The sequence below is a fragment of the Francisella-like endosymbiont genome, assembly GCF_003069505.1.
In the GTDB taxonomy this organism is placed as follows: domain Bacteria; phylum Pseudomonadota; class Gammaproteobacteria; order Francisellales; family Francisellaceae; genus Francisella.
Genome location: NZ_QAPC01000001.1, coordinates 625997 through 646166, shown reverse-complemented (window position 1 = coordinate 646166; position 20170 = coordinate 625997). Strand labels below are relative to the sequence as shown.

Genomic DNA, 20170 nt, shown 5'->3' with positions numbered 1-20170 from the left:
CTTAGTATGTTACTATAAAGAAGCAAACTACTTAATTATTATCAATAATGTCAGGAAATACTTTTGGTAAAATTTTCACCATAATCACTTGTGGCGAGAGCCATGGCTACTCACTTGCAGCTATTATTGATGGCTGTCCTAGTAATATACCTCTTTGCGAGGCAGATATTCAAATAGAGCTAGATAGACGCAAACCAGGTCATTCAAAATTCACCACTCAGCGTAAGGAGCCTGATGAGGTTAAGATAATATCTGGTGTCTTTGAAGGTAAAACTATCGGCACACCTATCGGTTTAATAATAAAAAATCAAGACCCAAAATCAAAAGACTATAGTGAAATCAAGGATAAATTTCGCCCTGGGCATGCTGATTATACCTACTTCAAAAAATATGGTATTCGTGACTATCGTGGCGGTGGTAGATCATCGGCAAGAGAAACAGCAATGCGTGTTGCAGCTGGTGCAATTGCCAAAAAAATACTTAAGCATCATGGCATCGAAATCTACGGGTTTTGCTCACAAATAGGCAGTCTTAAAATAGATTTTATTGATAAGGATTTTATAAATCAGAATCCTTTTTTTATTGCAGACAAAAATGCTGTTACAGCTTGTGAAAATTTAATTAATGGCATTCGCAAACAAGGTGATTCTATTGGTGCTGGAGTCACTGTAGTAGCAACTGGTTTAGAAGCAGGGTTAGGTAGGCCAGTTTTTGATCGACTTGATGCAAGTATTGCTTATGCGATGATGAGTATAAATGCTGTCAAAGCAGTTAGCATTGGTGATGGCTTTAACTGTGTTGCACAAAAAGGTAGCCAACATCGTGATGAAATTACTCAAGAGCAAGGTTTCTTGTCAAATCATGCCGGTGGGATATTAGGTGGTATATCAACAGGCCAAGATATAATCGCTAAATTAGCATTTAAACCAACATCAAGTATTCTACAACCAGGCAAAAGTATTGATATACAAGGTAATGATATCAATATTATCGCTAAAGGTAGACATGACCCCTGCGTTGGTATTAGAGGCGTGCCAATAGCTGAAGCAATGCTGGCATTAGTTTTAGTAAATGAATTACTAATTACGCGATCTTATAGGGATTAAGTATGAGTGAAAATGAATTTTCGACCTTACTAATTGACTGGGGATATCTAGCTATCATGTTAGGGGTATTTATCGAAGGTGAAATATTCTTGATTATGGTAGGCATCGCAACTGCAGCAGCATTATTTAGCTATACTCTAGCGGTTATAGCTGCAACCTTTGCTGCGATTTTACATGATAACGGTTTATTTATATTCTCTAAATTCATGGGGAGGAAAGTTTTTGAGAAAAAAGCATCATGGCACTATAAAGCCCAAAAATCACTAAAAATTTTAGATAAATACGAATCTTTAGTAATTCTCAGTATTAGATTTTTATATGGATTACGCACTATAACTCTACTTGTGGTTGGACTTAGTAAAGTAAGTAAAATTAAGTTTATCTGTCTAGACAGTCTTAGCAGTCTTATCTGGTCAACAATATATATTTCATTAGGCTATCTATTTGGTAATACTATTCTAAAATTTGTTGATAATAGTAATATCAACGTTTGGATATCACATAATAAACACTTATCAATATTTATACTTATCTTACTTTCAAGTATTATATATCTTAGCCATAGAATATTACGATCACAATCAAAAAGGAGTATTAGATGAGTAGATTAGATCTGCTAAAAAAAGCAACTCCACAGAGTCAAAAACCTCAAAGTTCAAACAAAAGAAATCTTCGTGGAGGGATGCTAGCTGAGAAAACCCAAAAATCTCAACAACGCTTGAATGATTTAAACAATGACATCCTAGCTAAAGATGATTTTGAGAATGATCTAGAAGATGCTCCTTATCACACATTACCACATAGATAATGACACAGATGATAGACAATCTCAAGAATAATATCAACGTAATTGAAATTGATCTTGATCAGAGTGAAGGATTAAATATAGATCCAACTTTGATTAGTGAGGATGATAAAACTAAACAAAAATCATCGCCATATGACCATTCTGTTGATTACGAAGCTAGTGATATTGTTGAAGGTAATATCAGTGTTGACTATAGTGAAGAAGAGATAAAACTTGAGCTTGAGTACTCTTTTGATCAGCGTGAACAGCTCTATAACCATTATGTTAAGTTAATCAAAAATGGAGGTATGGAAGTTGATAGCTCAAAAACACTCTATTTACATGATATTATCAGAATATCTATAACTTTAACTGAGCTTAAAGAACAAGTAGGATGTGAAGCAAGAGTTATCTCGGTATTTCCTCAAAGTATTACTTTATCAATTGAACAAAATAATGACAAGTACCGTCATATTGTACAATTTATCGGCCCTAATGCTCCAGAAACCGAAAGAGTACTTTCAAAGTATTTATTAGGATATAAACCAAAGTAAATAAATTATGACTAAACAAAAAACAGTCTTCATATGTCAAGAATGTGGCGTCACATCTCCACGCTGGCAAGGTCAATGCCATAATTGTAACCAATGGAATACTTTTATAGAAAAGCTTAAATCAGATCCTAAAAAAACACCAAACTCTCGTGCTGGATTTGCTGGGAGTATTTCTAAAGCAACTTCATTATCAGCTATTAAAGGTAAAAAACATTCTCGAGTATCTACACATATTGGTGAATTTGATAAAGTGTTAGGTGGTGGGATTGTCAAAGGTTCAGTAACCTTGGTTGGTGGTGATCCTGGTATAGGCAAGTCTTCGATACTACTGCAAATAATGTCTTTTTTATCTTTGCAAAAAAAAGTTCTATATATCAGTGGTGAAGAGTCTCTCGAGCAGATAGCACTTCGCGCTGAGAGACTAAATCTTGCCAAAGATAACCTACTGGTAATGTGTGAAACTAATATCGAACAAATAGCTAGATATATGGTAGAGTATAAACCAGAAATTGTAGTAATAGATTCAATCCAAACAATATATAATCCAGAGATTCAGTCAATAGTTGGTGGTGTTTCTCAAGTAAGAGAATCAAGTGCTTATATCACACAAATTGCCAAACAATATGAGATAGCTGTATTTTTAGTAGGTCATGTAACAAAATCAGGTGAAGTTGCAGGACCTAGAGTGCTAGAGCATATTGTCGATGCGTTGATATTTATAGAGTCGCAGGATAATGGTAGATATAGGATGATGCGTGCACTTAAAAACAGATTCGGTGCTGTCAATGAGATTGGTGTGTTTGCAATGACTGACAAAGGTATGAAAGAGGTAAAAAACCCATCTGCAATATTTCTAAATAATGGTCGCACTAATCTGATTGGCAGTGTGATAGTTTCGGTGTGGGAAGGAACTAGACCATTGTTAGTTGAACTACACAGTCACTTGTAGTGGATAAAAATATCAATCAACCACCACGTAGGTTATGTGTCGGTATCGATAGTAATCGCTTAGCGATGGTATTAGCTATTATACAACGCTATATGCATATTGATTTATATGATCAAGATGTCTTTCTAAATGTAGTTGGTGGTATAAAGATTAATGAAACTAGTATCGACTTAGCACTAATATTAATTATATACTCTAGTATCAAAGAAATAGAAATTCCTCATGACATGCTTATAATGGGAGAAGTTGGTCTATCTGGTGAGATTCGCCCTATCCTGTATAGTGTTGAGAGAATAAATGAAGCCAAAAAGCATGGTTTCAAGAAAATTATTGTGCCACAGGCAAATGTTTTAAAATCATTTAAAACTGAAGATATTGAAATTATTGGTATAACCAATTTAAACCAAATAAAAGATATAATCACAGGGTAACAAAATGGAATTTTTAGCAAGTCTTAATTTTTTAGATATTTTGTTAATAATAGTCATCTTAATATTAAGCCTATTTGCTGCTATTAAGGGACTATTTAAAAATATTGTATTATTAATACTTATAGTGTTTACTGTTATTATGGCTGGAATTTTAGCGCAAAAAATCCAGCAAGTATATACCAGCTCAATAATTGAAGATCCAGGCACAGCTTATTTAGTATCATTTATTTTGGTTCTATTGTGTGCTTACTTTATAATTTTTGGTACTATGAAAATGTTTCTGCGCAATAATAAGGAAAAAGAAAGTCTCTCAAATACCTTATTTGCTTTTTTTATTGCTCTAGTGCGCTTTAGTTTCATATTTGCTATAGTTTGCTCAACACTAAACTCTTTTGATACTATCAAAGATAATTCATTATGGCAAAACTCTACTTTAGTTCAACCGCTTGTAAAGGCCGGTGATTATGCTTTTAATACCAAAGTCAAAATACAACAAAACAACCTTAAAAATTATGTACCAAAACAAGTATAGGTGGTTAATTAATTTTCATTTTTTAGCTGGCGAGTCATAAGCTCTTTGACGATATCTCTAGGATAAGCAGCTTGATACAAAACTCTGTAAGTAGCAAATACTAAAGGCATCTCAACATTGTGTTTTTTAGCAAGGTTATAAACTGCTTTTGCAGTAAAATAACCCTCAACAACATTATTTACCTCTTTTAACGCTTGCTGTATAGTCATACCCTGACCTAAATAAAGTCCAAACCTACGATTACGCGACTGATTGTCCGAACATGTCAACAATAAATCTCCTAAACAACTAAGCCCAATAAAAGTTTCTGAGTTTGCGCCTAATTTAAGTCCTAATTTTTTTATTTCAACAAGACCACGAGTAATTAGTGCAGCATGAGCATTAACACCAAATTTCATACCTGCAGCAATCCCAGCTGTAATTGCTAAGACATTTTTGACAGCGCTACCAACTTGAGCACCGATGATATCAGTAGTTGTGTAGCATCTAAAATTCTCATTACTAAAAAGCTCTTGAACATAGCACGCATAATTAATATCTTTTGAGGCTACTAATACAGCTGTTGGGAGCTGATTAGCCAACTCTTTAGCAAAGCTTGGTCCTGTTAATAAAGCAAACTTTGTATTTGGTAATATATATTCAGCTATTTCACTTAATAACGCACAACTATCATGGCAAAAACCTTTTGTCGCACTAATAATATATTGCTGTGGTAAGATGTACTCTTTTAACTCTAAAATAGTGTCCTTAAAACCAGAGCTTGGAGTCGCAATTAATATATTATCAAATTTACTAATACTAGCTTGCCAATCTTGAATAGCTTTTAACCTAGCAGGAAATTTCTCTATACTTGGTAGATATTTATGATTATTATTATCCTTTAGCATTTGCTCGTTATGCTCAGCTTTCCATGAGTTAATTCTTACGTTATGTCCTCTATAAGCAAGCTGTAATGCTAATGCTGTACCCCAAGCCCCTGCTCCTAAAACAAGTATACTATTTTGCATATATTAAATTCGTCAACTCTTTTACTTCTAATATATTCTATAGTTGCTAAAGTGTAAACACTTCTATTTTATAACTTTTTCTTATCGTATAAATAAAATTAATATATTTAACTTCAGCTAACTTAAATGAAACAATACTTATAGCGATTATTATTAAACATTGTTAAGAAGATCAAAATGAAAAAAAATTATATTAGTAGCAATGACAATTTTTAGCATTATTTCAGTATCGTACGGTTATAAATTAAATCAGATAAATAGCTTCACTGCTCAATCTTTTCCAGAACCGGTATAATTTTATCTTCATAATTTTTTCTAATATACTTAGAAAATATGTTACTATTTGACTCAAATTTATAAGCCAAAACTCAGTATGCAAATAAAGAAACATAAGTGTCTACAAGGAATATCTCTGATTGAAGCAATCATATCTATCTCTATAATTTTATTTATTATTAACTGCTTTTTCACTTTTAATTTTCTCCTCTATTATTTAATAACACTCTTGCATACCAAAAAGTTGAACTTATAGATGTTTTAGATCAGAGAATCGAGGAATATTTAATACTTGGGAGTTTGATACAACTTCCTCTGGAAGTATGGCTTTTTTCAAAGTAATGTTGATGGAAACCCAGATTTAATTAGATTTGAAGCAAGCAATACTGATTTTGATATATCTATTTCAAAAGAGACCACAACTAATCAAGACTAACACCAATTTTAAATAAAAACCACTAGTGATAAAATTACTTTCCAACAAAATTAAATACACCACAATGATAGACAAAATATTACTTTATACCACCAATAAATATAGCCGTGGTCTAAGTGTTGTTGAGCTTCTTGTAACAATACTATAAGTCTTATAGCATCTTCTATTGCAATTGCAATTTTTTAAATGTTAAAACTTTTTTAGCGATTCGGCTCAAAGAGTAAATACTTATATTAAAGAGATGACTATTAAACAAGCTATCTATGATATGTATTGTAAACTCTGGATTATCGTGTGCATATGATACAAATACTCAAACATATATCAATAAATACTGGAGATGATTTATCTGAACATAAATTTCTTACAGATTCATATAATATAAGGATTGGCAATATATCTCCAAATATTTCAAACTATCTAAAGATTGACTTAGGTACTAGCTGTTTTGTCACCTGTTATCAAAATAATACTGATTATATTGTGATAAAAGCTGAAACATCATCGACTAATTTAGCAAACTCAACTCTTTATCTTGACTCTACTAATGGTATTAATGCTGCTGACTACTTAGCATTATGTAATAGTGGTCAAATTGATTTAATCAAAGTTTCAAATGTCGATAAGTCGAATGATATAACATTATCTCAGCCTGCTACTGGTCAATATATCGTTGATGATTATGTCTGCAAATTTGAAATATTTTTATTTTATATAGGAGGTAGCGGTAGAGTAGACAATTACGTTAACACTATTTATTCATTATTTTTGTATATAAAACATAGTTCTTCGATGGGACAAAATTATGAACTGGTTAGTGGAATTGAAAATCTAAAAGTTAGCTATACAACAATAGAAAATAACCAAATTATTTGGCATAATATTTCTGGTGATACAGATGTTGGCACACTGGGTACATATGCACTGAAGTTCTCTTTTACTATATAATGACAAAGGTTTTAGTAAGATTGTTTTACTGAAATAAGGGATGAACTGTGAGATTAAAACCTAAGGTAAAAGGCTCTGCCCTGCCATTAACACTAGTATTCGGTTTTGCTGTTTTAGTTATTGCATCAGCTATCTCATACGTTACAAAAAATTTAACATCTATAAAAAACTTATTTCAAAAGACAATATTGATCGAATCAACCAGTTAGTTATTGATCGTAAATCTCAATTAAGTTCTGAAACAGAACTTCAAATAGGTCTCAATCATTTAGGTGAAAAAATATTTCGTGATTATAAATCTATAAACACAATTATAAAAAAATCTCTATCTTTTTACTTAAATAACACAAACATCGAGCTCTATCATGCAGAGCCACTATATATATCTCACAAAGTTCTGTATAAAGATACTGTCAAACAAACTAGTAATTTAGTACTAAACCAAACTACCTAAGCATTTCATGATAGCTTATTACCAAGATAATCTTATACCGATAAATGTTCCCTACATTAGTACAGGTAGAATGGACTCTATACAAAAAAGCTATCATCTAAGTAATTACTGACAGAATAACTGACTCTCAAAGAGTATGTATAGGCTATGTTGATAAATCATTTAGGATTTCATTTGGAGAAAATACTGAAATAGTGAATATTTCTTCTATGAAATTAGATAAAGAATATACCTTAAAACTTGGCTGGAATTCAGAAAATGGTCACTGGATATTGCTAATAGCTGTATACGACAAAAAAATAGTTGTTTTAAAAACATCTCTCACAAACTTAGTAAACAATAGTTCACAAGCTATTATAGATTTGAGCAACAATATTAAAAGTCAACCGTTCTTTTAAAGATATTTAACAAGTATCTTAGTATAATTCTGCTAAAGATATTAATCCTTAACTAATAATCTTATATAAGGGGAAAAGAGAAAGTTTTTTGTTTAATACAAAAGAATCTCTCAGCATATACTCAATCAACTATAAAGATAATAGCATCAAGAGTAGGAAACCAAGCATATATACTGTAAAAAAAGCAAAATAAACTCTAGCTCTTTAAATTAAAAGAAAACACTTATATTGTAAGTCTTGATCTAGATTCTAATTTAAATACTAATATGTATTAATCTTCAAATCAAATATGCTTTACTATATTGAAACAGAGAGAAATAGGCAAAAACTAAAAATTATTGGAATATTAAATAGCATTCCAGATTCAGTTCCATTAATCATAAAAACTAACATCAGGTCTATATCATTCCTATAATTAATGATATAGATTAACAGTATTTATATACATTAGGTGCAAGAGTATTAAACCAATTACATACTGTTGAAAATAGAGAAAATTATTGCCAAATATGGGGTTTTGTTTATTTTTACAAATAAAAACATTTATATAAATGATTTTGATGTTAAACAATTTAATAAAGTAAAAGTTTGATATGTGTAAATTTACAAAAATACTTTTAGCTATAATTATGTTACCTCATATCATCATTAGTCTTAGTTAAACATGAAGCTAATAAAAATAACAGTAACAATGATAAAAAAAGAAAATAGTAATAATTGACAACAAAATGACAGCTATAATAATTTCCAAATTTATCGAGATTCTAACGGTAAAATCTATTTATTGAAAAATGGTTTTGATTGTACAATAAATAATACTTGTAACAATGCTGAAAAAATATATATAGATACTAAATTGTGAGTCTAAGAATGATTGTAAAATCTGAATAAATTGCAAGATATTTCAAAAAATTTAGGAGTTATTCACCAGCAACAAAGCTAGACATTTTAGGGTATGCGATGATATATATGCCTTTTACTCCTTTAGAGTCTTGCCACATATACTGGAATCGATCTGGATTAATAGCACTTAGGCCATAAACACTCTTAACATTATTAAAATGTGCTGCTGGATCAATCATAAATAGCATATCCTTATCATCATCAGTCTTACCTAGTTTTTGGTAACTATATACCAAAGTCCAATGCCCGCCCCCAATCAATCCAATCTGCTAGTACAGGTATCCCTTTATCTATACTTTGATAAAATTAACTTAATATCACCACCTGTAGCGTGTTTTACTTCAAAACTATGTTTATCAAGCCACCTAGCAATTTGTTGCGTAGTACCATAATCATCATTAATGCCCATTTATTTGGCTATCTTAACTCAGTTTGATGATTCATTTGTAAGTCTTTAATAGCCCCATAATAGTTAAGTAGACTCATAACAGCAGATAGTCCACAAGTGTAATCTGGTAGATTGCTGATAACCTTTTATATCTAATATTTTCAAATTGCTATCACTTGCTAAACCAAATATTTTTACAACATTATCTATATAAGTCTTATTTGCATATTTTTGATAGCCATAACTCAAGTTTATAGATAAAACAAAAATTACCACAATAACATTTTTTTAAACATACAAAGCTATCACTAATATTAAATTTGAGAGATTTTAACACCATTTACAAAAAAAGAAATTAGTCAATATTGTCGACTTGCAAAAAGCTTTGGGAGATTAAACTAGGATTAGAATTCTAGTGGTTGTTTATGAACATCAGTTATGCCTTTGTCATTTAGCACATATTTTTAAACTTGCTAACTCAACTCTATCAAAACATCTAGATATACTTAGGCGTGATGGTTTTATTTACAAACGTAAACAAGGTAGATTTCACTATTTCTATTTTAATTCTGCCTACAACCAACAATTAAACTGGCTTTTAGATATCCTTGCAGATGACGAGACTATTCAGTCTGATCAAAAACACATAAGATGAATATATTTCAAAAAATCACGATACTAATTTTTACAATAAATATTCAAGATTAATTAAAACGTTAATTAGTGGTATCTTTATTGTTTTTGGTTATATTTATCATGGTTTAGCTAATGGTTTTATAGATGCTTTTGTTGCTTAGCTCTACGCAGCTAACTCCTTTCATATCACAAATATCTTATTTACTAGCTATAGTATTTGGTAGCTGGTTTATTGTACCTAAAGCTTTAGTCTCATTTAAGAGATTTATGGCCAATATGAACCTATTCATGCTAATTGCTATAAGTTGGTGCAATAATTATTGGTCAGCTCTTTGAGGCTGCTGTAGTGAGCTTTTCATTTGCCTTTTCACTTTTACTTGAGTCATGGAGTGTTAATAATGCTCATTCAGCAATCACCAAACTTATGAACTAACTCCAGATAAAGCTTTAGTTTACTGCTGCCACAATAAACAATTTGAAGAAAAACCTATAGCAGAAATAAATTTAAATAAAAGGGTTCTGATAAAGCCAGACCAAAGGATTGCTTTAGATGGAGTTATTATCAAAGGTAGTGGTTATATCAAGCAAGCACCTATCACTGGTGAACCAATTCTAGTGGAGAAAACAATCAATGATAAGGTTTTTCAAGGAAGTATAAACGGTAGCTCTACTAATTAAAATAAGAACAACAAAAACTGCTATAATTCATCAGTTGCAAAAATAATCCAAGCTATTGAACATGCACAAGCAAAATGCTCTAAAGCTGAAAAATGGGTCGATAAGTTTGCACGAATTTATACAGCTACAATGATAGTGTTAGCTTTACTAATAGCCATCTTACCACCTTTATCGCTAGGGCAAGCTTGGCTTAAATGGATATATCAAGTATTAGTTATACTTGTCATAGTTTACCCTTGCGCATTGGTAATATCAACACCGATTTCGATAGTTTCAAGATTAGCAAAACCTGCTATAAATGGTATTTTGATAAAAGGTGGTGAATTTATAGAAATACCAGCTACACTTAAAGCTATTGCTTTGATGACAGATGACATCTCAAAGCTTGCTTGGCTTATCAAACATTCAAAGAAAACATTAATGATAATAAAACAAAATATTAAGCTTTGCTATAGCCATAAAAGCTATTTTTATATCTTTAGCTATGCTTGATTTAGCTACTTTATGGATGGTGATAGCTGCTGATATGGATACTACCCTAATTGTAATAATAAACTCGCAGAGATTACTAAGATAAGTTAGATATCATACTTCCATAATGGTAAAAAATGTCTAATATATTTCATAAATTTAAATAAGCCAACATTTAGCTCAACATTACCATTAGAATCAGTAACCCTACGTGGAAAAGCTATACTTGCGCCAAAAAGCCCCATGGCGATAATCCCAGTAGTAGGATCATATATTCTCACATCAATATCCTCAACACTAGGCATTAGTTGCTCAAAACCTACTACATAGATAACTTGCTATACTTGTGTAGATGTTTATTTATCTCTTCATCTCTTGATAGGTATCTTTTAACTCGGCTATCAAGATTTTGAGAAATATTCTCTCTAACCCATTTAGCTGTCTTACACTTTAAACCAGAATTATCATAAAAGATCCAATCCCCATATTCATGGTATATCTTAAAGGCTGACGATAGAAATTTGCGACATCCTCAATTCCAAGTTCAAGTAAGTTTCTAATAATTATCATTGCTGAATGAGATGAACCAAAAACTATAACATTATCATCTTTGAGAAGCTCATTTTTTAGTTTAGAAGATGCTAAAGCCTTGGAAAGAGGTATTTCTTTGGTAATCTCAAAATTATGGATATTTAAAGATTTTGCTAAAGAATCTGTAGCTAGGACAACTTTCTCAGCCATATAAATCTCCCTCGTACCATATAGATTCCAAACGCCTTGAGCTATTTTCATATCACTGATAGTGTCAAAACTATAATCAATCTTTTGCATTAGGTTATTTGTAATCCACTATACTGGTTAGCTAACATCTTTAAATTACGTAAATTCTTGTTTAGCATAAATTATCAATAGCAAATTTCTGGTTCTTTTGCATATTCAAAAGCTTGTGTTCCATTAAGAAATTTAAGAAATAATTCTACAGTTGTGTTACTGCTGACCTCGCCCCACTTAATGTCAAAATCACCAACACTGAAATTTGGATCTAACCAAAGTATATCTTTAGCTTTTCTGCCATTATCTAAAAGCTGTCCAACAACAGAGATGCCAGCAGGCCTGCACCAACTACAGTCCATTTATGTTTTATGAGATTTTCATACAACTTATCAATATTTTACTTAAAGAGTATTATAACCAAGCATTTAATAAGTGCTGAAATAAATATTAGCAATTGAATATAAGAAAATCTTATAATAGAATCATATAGCATAAGCTTTACTAAAATATAAAAATGCATCTCACTCTAAAATAACTTCAAATCTTTGTCAATACTGCAAAATCAGAATCGATTAGTGCTTGTAGAAAAATGTTTCATTTCTCAGGCAGCGGCAAGTATGTCACTGTCACAACTTGAAAACATGCTTAATAAACACTATTTGGCCGTGTTGGTAAGCGTATGAAACTAAGTGCAATGGTAAAAGTCTTAGCTAAAGCTATTAAGTTTTAGATGAGGTAGACGAATTTGAAACATTTAGCGTTAACAACACCCAGATATCTGGGAAAATAGTTATTGGTGCAAGTACAACAACAGCTAACTATATTTTACCTAAATATGCTATGTTTAGAAAACTTCATCTAGATACTGATTTTGAGATTATCTCTGGTAATATTAAAGAGATTATCAATAGAGTTGAATCACTAAGTTGTAATGTTGGTTTTGTTGAGGTTGAGTTTAATAGTCAGATAATAGCTACAACTTTATGGGCAAAAGATAACTTAAAAATAGTTTGTCGTGCTAATCATCCATTATCTAGAAAAAAATCTAAACATAAAAGATTTGCTAGAATATGAATGGGTTGCAAAAGAACAAGGATCTGGCGCATTTGAGATATTTTTTAATGCTTTAGCAGATAAAGTTTCTAGTATAAAAAAAGCAACAACTTGACACAGCTCAGAAGCGATAAAACAATATATCGCCTATAGTGACTGATTAGCCTGTATATCTGTGGTGATTACAACCCAAGTTTTAGATGCAAACAAATATAGTATTCTTAAGACCAAAGATCTTGATCTAACAAGAAATTTCTACAAATTACTACATAAAAATATCATACTGCTCTAACACAAGCATTCTGTAATTTTATAGCAGAAGATATTAAATAGCTGCAATATAAAGCTTGAAAATTTTAGTATTTAGCCCCATTTTAATAGACATACAATTAAATATAAACCTAAGGAGATAAAATGTCTATAGGAATAATTCTAACCATAGTAATAGCTATAATGGCTGTGTATGTTGTTATGACATACAATAAGCTAATTACAGAAATTGAGACTGTTAAGAACTCTGAAAAACAAATAGATGTTCAACTAGATCGACGTGCTAAGGTATTTGACTCGTTAGTTAATGTGGTCAAAAAATATATGGATTATGAGCAAACAACCTTAAAGCAAGTAGTAGCGCTAAGAAACCAAGCTAATCTTGCCAAAGAAAATGGTGATATCCAAGAAAGAATAAATGCCGAAAATAAGATTTCTAATCTTGCTAAAGGTATAAATGTACAGTTTGAAAACTACCCAGAACTAAAATCTAACCAAAACGTAATTCAGTTACAAGAAGAAATTACTTCTACTGAGAACAAACTTGCTTTCGCTAAACAAGCACTTAATGACTCAATAGAAAGATATAACGCACATAAAAAGTCTTTTTTTACTGGGATTGTAGTTAGTATATTTAAAAAGCTTAATGAAGACTTTATTTACTGGAATATTTCTGAAGAGAAAAAACAACAACTAGAAGATTCAAGAGTGGAACTATAAAAAATGTCAGCTGCTGATAATTTAGAATATGGCTCTGTAAATTGGCGAGAAATTGTACGTAAGAATACTTATCGCACTTATTTTGTAATCGCAACATTCTTTGTAGTATTTTTCTTGCTAGGAATCTTTGTTGATACAATATGGCGCTATAGTGAATTTGCAAATGCTTATTACAGTAGATATGGTATTGAGTTACCTATATCAAAAGTATTTTGGACATTGGCAACATTTCAAATACCTCCTTACACTACTATGATAATCTCTGCTGTAGCAGTAGTTTGGGTATTTGTTACATTTAGTCTGTATGACAAAATAATGCTCTCAGGTACAGAGTATCAAGAAATCAATGCTGATAATCAAGATCCTCTCGTGAGGTGTGTCTATAATGTCGTTGAAGAGATGAAAGTAGCTGCTGGAATGCGATATATGCCGAAAGTGTTTCTCATAAATGCTAATTATATGAATGCTTTTGCATCAGGATACTCAGAGAAATCAGCAATGGTAGCTATCACTACAAAACTTGCAAACGCGCTTAATCGTGATGAATTACAGGCAGTTATGGCACATGAGCTAACCCATATTAGAAACCAAGATATCAAGCTAAATCTATTTACTATAGTTTTATCTAATATGATGCTTATTATTATGGATTTCTTATTTTACTCAGCGCTTTTCTCAGGTAGTAGTAATAACAATAATAACAATCGTAATAATAATGCAGCTGCATTTTTTACAATAATTATGATTTTAAGGTATGTGTTACAGATCTTTACCATATTTATGATGCTGTTCTTAAGTCGTACCCGAGAATACATGGCTGATGCTGGTGCTGTTGAACTGATGCGTACCAATATGCCAATGGCAAATGCGTTGATAAAGATCGCAAACGATAGTAAATCTGTAGAAGTTCAATACAGCTATAAAAATAATAAAAATGAGAATCTACGTCGTGCATCATATATTTTTGATCCTCTTAGTGCCGGAGTTAGCAGTGGTGATATGTCTTATTTGTTTTCTACTCATCCATCTATTGATAAAAGACTCGCTTCAATTAGTGTTAAACTTAGATAATCCAGTATAGTTTATCATCAATAAAAAAACCTCTCAATACCTAGTAGCCTGCCATTAGTAGAGAAATACGCTATAATTAAATATGTAAAAAAACAGGTTTAGATATTGTTAGAAAATATTCAAAGTTTTTACAGGAAATTAAAGGAGTAACAATTTCTGAGTTTGTAATAGTTTTGACTATAGTTAGTATTTTAGTGGTATTTGCAACTTCTACCTACTCAAACTATGCAACTATAACATATAGCCAACCAAGTATCTTTACTTCACATGCTAGTCAGGTGTATAATCTAAAAAAAATGGTAAGGATTTTTACCTAGACTTTAGTTATTCTATGATTAATGATTATGGTGCAATTACCAAAAATATAGGTGAATCAGGAGCTAATATCATTAAAGGGAATGTTGAAATTATGATAAGCCCAGAAGCAGTAGCCCCTGATTTGACGCTGGCGCTGTATTGTCTATGGTGATGGTTTATCCAGAGCCAAGCATACCTAACCAGTGTATATTATGCTCAAGTTTTCTTTAGAATCCTAAAAGATAACAATATGATTAGTGCTGAGGAAAATTTTAATTTGAATAATAACCCCCTAGCTAATAATGATTGGGGAGGATTGATAAAGATCACTCGTTCCTTGGTGATTGGACAATCTCTGGTGGTGATGAAGAGATTGAACTTTAGAATAACTTCGATAGAATATCTGATCGCCGTGATAATGTTGCAGAGTTAGATGGTGATAGAAATGAAATTGTTGAATTATCACATGATTTAGTATCACATAACTTCAAAGATATGTCACTTAACTTTGACTACTATCCAAGAACTGGTGATAATTTGAGTAACTTTGAAGTCTATCTAGGTGATCAACTAATCTATACACACAATAACTTCTCACAAGAGTTACAAAAAATAGGTATAGATCTAAGTAATGTTGAAAATACAGAGTCTTCAAAACTACCAATAAAAGAAACAGGATAAGATGATAGTTATGGAACTCTTATTGATCTAAATTCTCTAAAAATCACTCCAGGAAAGATTGTTTAAGGCTATAATTTCTAGTTTAAATATACTATAATAGCTAAGAATTTTTACTCAAAACTATATAATGCCAAACAACAAACATTAACCAACTACGAAAGAAGTAAATAAATGTCAGAACAACAACCACGTAAAAAACTATCATTAGGCGATAGAAAAAAACCATCTACAACTAGAGTATCTAGTCTTAGTGTTAATCTTAAGACTAAGATACAAGCAAAAAAAGAAGATAATATCCAAAACTTTTTAAAAAATACTAATAAAGAACTTCGCGAGCTTTATCAACAAAGACAAACTCTTGAAGAACAAATCAAACAAATAGAGCAGCGACTACTGTTCGCTAAGAGTGAACCATTACAAGATTTTTTATTTGAATTAAAATCAAAAGATTTTGAGCTACTTGTAAAAATTAATTCCTTTATAAATACTCTCTAATTTTTCAATTAGTAGATTAAATGTTTTAGGATTGCAACTTTTATAGATTAAAATACTGTTGTAAAAATCTCCTTTATACCTTTTTTAGCAAGTCCAAGCATTTTTGCAAACTCTTCTTCAGAGAAATCTTTGCCTTCTGCCGTACCTTGAATCTCAATTATGCCACCATTTGAATTCATCACCACATTCATATCAGTTTCTGCGTTTGAATCTTCATCATAATCAAGATCAAGTACCAGCTCATTATTGTAAATACCCACAGATACTGCCGCAACTTGTGATAATAGCGGATTTGCATATTCCTTTAGCATACCATTTTCTTTCATATATTTTATAGCATCTGCTATAGCTAGTGATGCTCCAGTTATCGATGCAGTACGCGTACCACCATCAGCTTGGATCACATCACAATCAACCTTAATAGTATTTTCCCTTATAGCTTTAAGATCAACACTAGCACGCAATGCTCTACCTATTAGGCGCTGAATTTCTTGAGTCCTTCCAGATTGCTTACCACGCGCTACTTCTCTATCCATACGAGTATGAGTTGAGCGCGGCAACATCCCATATTCTGCTGTTAACCAACCTTCTCCACTATCTTTTTTAAATTTTGGTACACCTGCTACTGCAGACGCTGTACAGATAACTTTAGTATCACCAAACTCAATAAGGACTGAGCCCTCCGCATACTTTGTAAAATTATGTGTAACTTTTAGATTGCGTAGTTGATCATTATTTCTACCACTTGGACGCATTTTAGAATCCTTTTAATTAATTTCATAGCCTTGTAAGTGTATAATTATACAAATCGAAATTAAAATAAGAAACCTTAACTTTAAGATATTTCTAATATATGAATATTATTAACAAAGATAATTTAACCAAACAGCAAAGATCTTGGCTTAATGATGCTAAAAACCTAGTTACAAGCTTATCTAAATTCTATGGTGAGATTAAACTAGATAAAATTTCACAACAATTTATTAATGTAAATGCTTTCGAGCAATCTATCTTAGCAATTCAAAGCGCGCTAGTAAGACAAATTACTCTTTCAAGTATTAATCAAAGCTTAGTTTTTGCTAGGACAATTATTCCTGATAATACTTATAAATATTTTATTAAAGAGTTAGATAACCTTGGTACTAAACCTATTGGTGATAATTTGCTCTTTGATAAAGCTAAATTTGCTAGATATGAATTTATAATTCGTGAACTAACAGCTGAAGATTTTTATAATGAAACTGGTAGAAATATAACTGAGAAAATATTCTCACGCAGTTCTATATTTGAATATAAAGATAACCCAAAACTTAAATTTTTGATTACAGAATATTTTCTAGTTTTACCGGAGCAATACTAATTATGAATAAACAACAACTAAAAGCATATTTTATGCTGATGCGGCTACATCACCCTATTCCGATATTATTGATTTTATGGCCAACACTTACAGCACTAGTCTTAGCAAGCCGTGGGATACCAGATATTAAGTATCTAGTTATTTTCACTATTGGCGTTTTAGTGATGCGTACTGTAGGTTGTATTATTAATGATATAGCAGATATAGATTTTGACAAACATGTAGCTCGCACCAATACTCGATCTCTAACAAGTGGGCAACTAAGTATTAAAAATGCTACTTACCTTTGTCTAATTCTCACATTAGTTGCTTTTATTTGTGTGCTTTTTTTTAATATCTTTACAATCTTATTATCTTTTGTGGCTTTGTTTTTGGCTATTCTTTATCCTTTTTGTAAGAGATTCTTTGCGCTACCACAGTTAGTACTCGGCTTAGCTTTTAATTTTGGTATTTTCATGTCATTCTCAGCTATACAAAGTAAAATACCCCTACAAGCCTGGATATTTTATCTATCAACAATTTGTTGGACTATAGCTTATGATACTATTTATGCACTAGCAGATAGAGAATTTGACCTAGAGATAGGTATAAAGTCATCTGCTATTTTATTCGATGATAAAGTATTTAAATATATCTTCTTATTTAATTTCTTATCTTTGATTCTTCTAATAATTCTTAGTATTTATTGTAATTTTAATATATTTTTTTACCTAAGTGTTGTTGTTTGCAGTTTATTTTTCATTAGAAATTATTTTTTATACAAAAAATTAGGTATCACTAATTGTATAAATGCTTTTTCTACTAATCACTGGATTGGTTTGGTAATTTTTCTTATTGTATTAGTACAGTATCTTAAATAATTTTTTTCAAAAAATAAGAAAAGCAAATAATTAATTAAAATCTACTCTAGCACACCGTAATTACCTAAGTCAGCTTTTTTTATTAGCGTTTAAACCATATGAAAATATTATTAACCTTTGAACAAAAAACTACAGTTGGACATAAACAACTATTTATGAAGTAGTTTTAAAGTTATATATTTCTTGCTTACTTGTTCTAAGCAATCCTACAATTTAAAATAAAAATTAGAAAATACTGATACATAAAGTTACAAATTTATAAATATTTAAGATAACTTACTATGGCAATATTTTTATAATCATAAATTTGTTAATTAATAAAAGAAATTTTAATTCTTTTCTAACAATAATTTTTTGTATGGATTAATAGGCACAAGTAATAGAGCTTTAGACTTTAGTTCTTTTTTAAAAAAATAAGCCATTTGAAACATTTATTTTTAAATCCTCCATCTTCTCTAACTTCTAAAAAAATAATACTTCTCTAATAGATGAAAATTTTTATAATTCAAATTATTTTTTAGAGAGAATATTTGAAAAAAATTTAGCTTTACATATGTTGTCAAACATATCAGATACTAATAAAAATATATTAAATCAACTCACTGATACTTTATATAACAATAGACATATTCAAAAGAAACTACAGATTATTAACAAGTATCAATAAATTACCAGCTATAGACTAGCTGCTGCTAATACCATAATATCTTTGTCAGTTGTACCTAAATGACTAAGTAGTGGTAAATAGCTATTAATGGCACACTTGAAATTAACTGACTAAGCACAACACTTACCACTAATATGACAGGAATAGAAACAAGGTTTATATCAAGGTGATTTATAGCTAATTGGAAAAACCACTTTGCCACACACTTGATATTAATACAAACATTGCCGCAAAGAAAATTAAACTATACCAATCTACTTTAATTATTAACCTAACTCTGCTTTTACTAAAAAGTAAAATCGGTAAGGCTGCAATAACAGTGATATAAACTAATTTAATTTGTATTTGAAGATGTAGAAATGCCAAAATAATTTTAATAAATATTAAGCTTCAAGGATACTTTAGCTAATAATGCTAAGTGCGGATTTTTTATTGATTCGTACACGTGATTAAGCTGATAGTTATTTATTAAGTTGTTTTTTGTAGAAAATTTTTATCAGCAGGAATATTGCAAATAAGTTTATCAGTGTTGGAATATACAATAATGAAAAAAAGTTATAAATGAATTATCCAGATTAGCTTATGTCGCAATAAGGAAATTTTGCGGATTATCCATAGGACTCATCACACTACCTATTCTCACAGCAAATGCTAATGTCAATAAAAGTTTTGGGATTAATAGAGCATATTTTCTCGTAACTAATAAAAGCATAGGTGTACCAATAATAGCCAAAGTATCATTCATAACAAGTGCTGAATAAACCCTGCTCCAAACAAATTAAAACTATTACAGGGATTATCATATTATTTTATAGCCTTTTAGATTTATTAGTAAAATACACTAGACGAAATATAATAAAAATGGCGGAGAGGAAGAGATTCGAACTCTCGATAGCCGTTAAGCTATACACGCTTTCCAGGCGTGCTCCTTCAACCACTCGGACACCTCTCCAAAGAAATATTAAGTA

General features: G+C 30.8%; 16 protein-coding genes, 1 tRNA gene and 7 pseudogenes. 18 read left to right on the top strand and 6 right to left on the bottom strand.

Features of this window, described 5'->3' with window-relative positions:
- Nucleotides 1–47 precede the first annotated feature (47 nt).
- The 5 genes and pseudogenes from aroC to C9379_RS03685 all read left to right on the top strand — a co-directional run bounded on the left by aroC (nt 48) and on the right by C9379_RS03685 (nt 4359).
- Complete coding sequence (gene aroC / locus C9379_RS03705) at nt 48–1106, top strand: chorismate synthase (RefSeq protein WP_143384948.1); 1059 nt, start codon at nt 48–50, stop codon at nt 1104–1106.
- A 2-nt stretch (nt 1107–1108) separates the two neighbouring features.
- A complete protein-coding gene (locus C9379_RS03700; RefSeq protein WP_143384947.1) occupies nt 1109–1708 on the top strand; it encodes a DedA family protein in 600 nt (199 codons plus the stop codon).
- Nucleotides 1705–2447 (top strand): annotated as a pseudogene (locus C9379_RS03695) (PilZ domain-containing protein). Before C9379_RS03700 ends, C9379_RS03695 begins: the two are co-directional and overlap by 4 nt.
- A gap of 7 nt (nt 2448–2454) precedes the next feature.
- Nucleotides 2455–3827, top strand: a pseudogene (gene radA, locus C9379_RS03690) (DNA repair protein RadA).
- Nucleotides 3828–3831: 4 nt separating this feature from the next.
- Complete coding sequence (locus C9379_RS03685) at nt 3832–4359, top strand: CvpA family protein (RefSeq protein ID WP_143384946.1); 528 nt, start codon at nt 3832–3834, stop codon at nt 4357–4359.
- A gap of 8 nt (nt 4360–4367) precedes the next feature.
- Here C9379_RS03685 and C9379_RS03680 read toward each other — a convergent pair whose 3' ends face one another.
- Nucleotides 4368–5366, bottom strand: a complete 999-nt coding sequence (locus tag C9379_RS03680) for an NAD(P)H-dependent glycerol-3-phosphate dehydrogenase (RefSeq protein WP_143384945.1) — start codon at nt 5364–5366, stop codon at nt 4368–4370.
- Between the two features lie 1012 nt (nt 5367–6378).
- On the opposite strand from C9379_RS03680, the gene C9379_RS03675 reads away from it, so the two are divergent.
- Together C9379_RS03675 and C9379_RS03670 are read left to right on the top strand one after the other, a co-directional pair.
- Complete coding sequence (locus C9379_RS03675) at nt 6379–7026, top strand: hypothetical protein (RefSeq protein ID WP_343377517.1); 648 nt, start codon at nt 6379–6381, stop codon at nt 7024–7026.
- Nucleotides 7027–7689: 663 nt separating this feature from the next.
- Nucleotides 7690–7878: a hypothetical protein gene (locus C9379_RS03670; protein ID WP_143384943.1), complete on the top strand. Its 189-nt coding sequence runs from the start codon at nt 7690–7692 to the stop codon at nt 7876–7878.
- A 920-nt stretch (nt 7879–8798) separates the two neighbouring features.
- Here the strand turns inward: C9379_RS03670 and C9379_RS03665 are convergent.
- Nucleotides 8799–9448, bottom strand: a pseudogene (locus tag C9379_RS03665) (C39 family peptidase).
- A gap of 124 nt (nt 9449–9572) precedes the next feature.
- Here C9379_RS03665 and C9379_RS03660 point away from each other — a divergent pair.
- The 3 genes and pseudogenes from C9379_RS03660 to C9379_RS08995 all read left to right on the top strand — a co-directional run bounded on the left by C9379_RS03660 (nt 9573) and on the right by C9379_RS08995 (nt 10975).
- The gene (locus tag C9379_RS03660; protein ID WP_425536918.1) at nt 9573–9824 is read left to right on the top strand and encodes an ArsR/SmtB family transcription factor; all 252 of its coding nucleotides are present in this window, start codon (nt 9573–9575) and stop codon (nt 9822–9824) included.
- Between the two features lie 467 nt (nt 9825–10291).
- A pseudogene (locus C9379_RS09000) lies at nt 10292–10483 on the top strand (P-type ATPase actuator domain-containing protein); the annotation flags it as partial.
- Nucleotides 10484–10612: 129 nt separating this feature from the next.
- Nucleotides 10613–10975: a hypothetical protein gene (locus C9379_RS08995; protein WP_486187557.1), complete on the top strand. Its 363-nt coding sequence runs from the start codon at nt 10613–10615 to the stop codon at nt 10973–10975.
- Between the two features lie 86 nt (nt 10976–11061).
- On the opposite strand, the pseudogene C9379_RS08730 reads toward C9379_RS08995, so the two are convergent.
- Nucleotides 11062–12113 (bottom strand): annotated as a pseudogene (locus tag C9379_RS08730) (FAD-dependent oxidoreductase).
- A 156-nt stretch (nt 12114–12269) separates the two neighbouring features.
- Here C9379_RS08730 and C9379_RS03635 point away from each other — a divergent pair.
- The 6 genes and pseudogenes from C9379_RS03635 to C9379_RS03610 all read left to right on the top strand — a co-directional run bounded on the left by C9379_RS03635 (nt 12270) and on the right by C9379_RS03610 (nt 16315).
- Nucleotides 12270–13148: pseudogene (locus tag C9379_RS03635) on the top strand (LysR family transcriptional regulator).
- Between the two features lie 47 nt (nt 13149–13195).
- Nucleotides 13196–13771, top strand: a complete 576-nt coding sequence (locus tag C9379_RS03630) for a LemA family protein (RefSeq protein WP_343377516.1) — start codon at nt 13196–13198, stop codon at nt 13769–13771.
- A gap of 3 nt (nt 13772–13774) precedes the next feature.
- Nucleotides 13775–14842 (top strand): zinc metalloprotease HtpX, encoded by a 1068-nt coding sequence (gene htpX / locus C9379_RS03625; RefSeq protein ID WP_143384940.1) that lies wholly within the window; start codon nt 13775–13777, stop codon nt 14840–14842.
- Nucleotides 14843–15173: 331 nt separating this feature from the next.
- Nucleotides 15174–15311, top strand: coding sequence for a hypothetical protein (locus tag C9379_RS03620; RefSeq protein ID WP_343377515.1), 138 nt, complete (start codon nt 15174–15176; stop codon nt 15309–15311).
- 323 nt (nt 15312–15634) lie between these two features.
- Nucleotides 15635–15820, top strand: coding sequence for a hypothetical protein (locus C9379_RS03615; RefSeq protein WP_343377514.1), 186 nt, complete (start codon nt 15635–15637; stop codon nt 15818–15820).
- A 171-nt stretch (nt 15821–15991) separates the two neighbouring features.
- Nucleotides 15992–16315 carry a hypothetical protein gene (locus tag C9379_RS03610; protein ID WP_143384939.1) on the top strand — a complete coding sequence of 108 codons (324 nt, stop codon included), beginning with the start codon at nt 15992–15994 and terminating at the stop codon, nt 16313–16315.
- A 47-nt stretch (nt 16316–16362) separates the two neighbouring features.
- Here C9379_RS03610 and rph read toward each other — a convergent pair whose 3' ends face one another.
- Entirely contained in the window at nt 16363–17070 is a 708-nt protein-coding gene (gene rph / locus C9379_RS03605) for a ribonuclease PH (protein WP_143384938.1), read from the bottom strand.
- A 98-nt stretch (nt 17071–17168) separates the two neighbouring features.
- Between rph and C9379_RS03600 the strand changes: the two genes are divergently transcribed.
- Nucleotides 17169–17675: a chorismate--pyruvate lyase family protein gene (locus tag C9379_RS03600; protein ID WP_343377513.1), complete on the top strand. Its 507-nt coding sequence runs from the start codon at nt 17169–17171 to the stop codon at nt 17673–17675.
- 2 nt (nt 17676–17677) lie between these two features.
- A complete protein-coding gene (gene ubiA, locus C9379_RS03595) occupies nt 17678–18535 on the top strand; it encodes a 4-hydroxybenzoate octaprenyltransferase (protein WP_143384936.1) in 858 nt (285 codons plus the stop codon).
- 655 nt (nt 18536–19190) lie between these two features.
- Here the strand turns inward: ubiA and C9379_RS03590 are convergent.
- Both C9379_RS03590 and C9379_RS03585 read right to left on the bottom strand, forming a co-directional pair.
- Nucleotides 19191–19979: pseudogene (locus C9379_RS03590) on the bottom strand (SLC13 family permease); the annotation flags it as partial.
- A gap of 85 nt (nt 19980–20064) precedes the next feature.
- A tRNA-Ser gene (locus tag C9379_RS03585) sits at nt 20065–20154 on the bottom strand.
- Nucleotides 20155–20170: the final 16 nt, after the last annotated feature.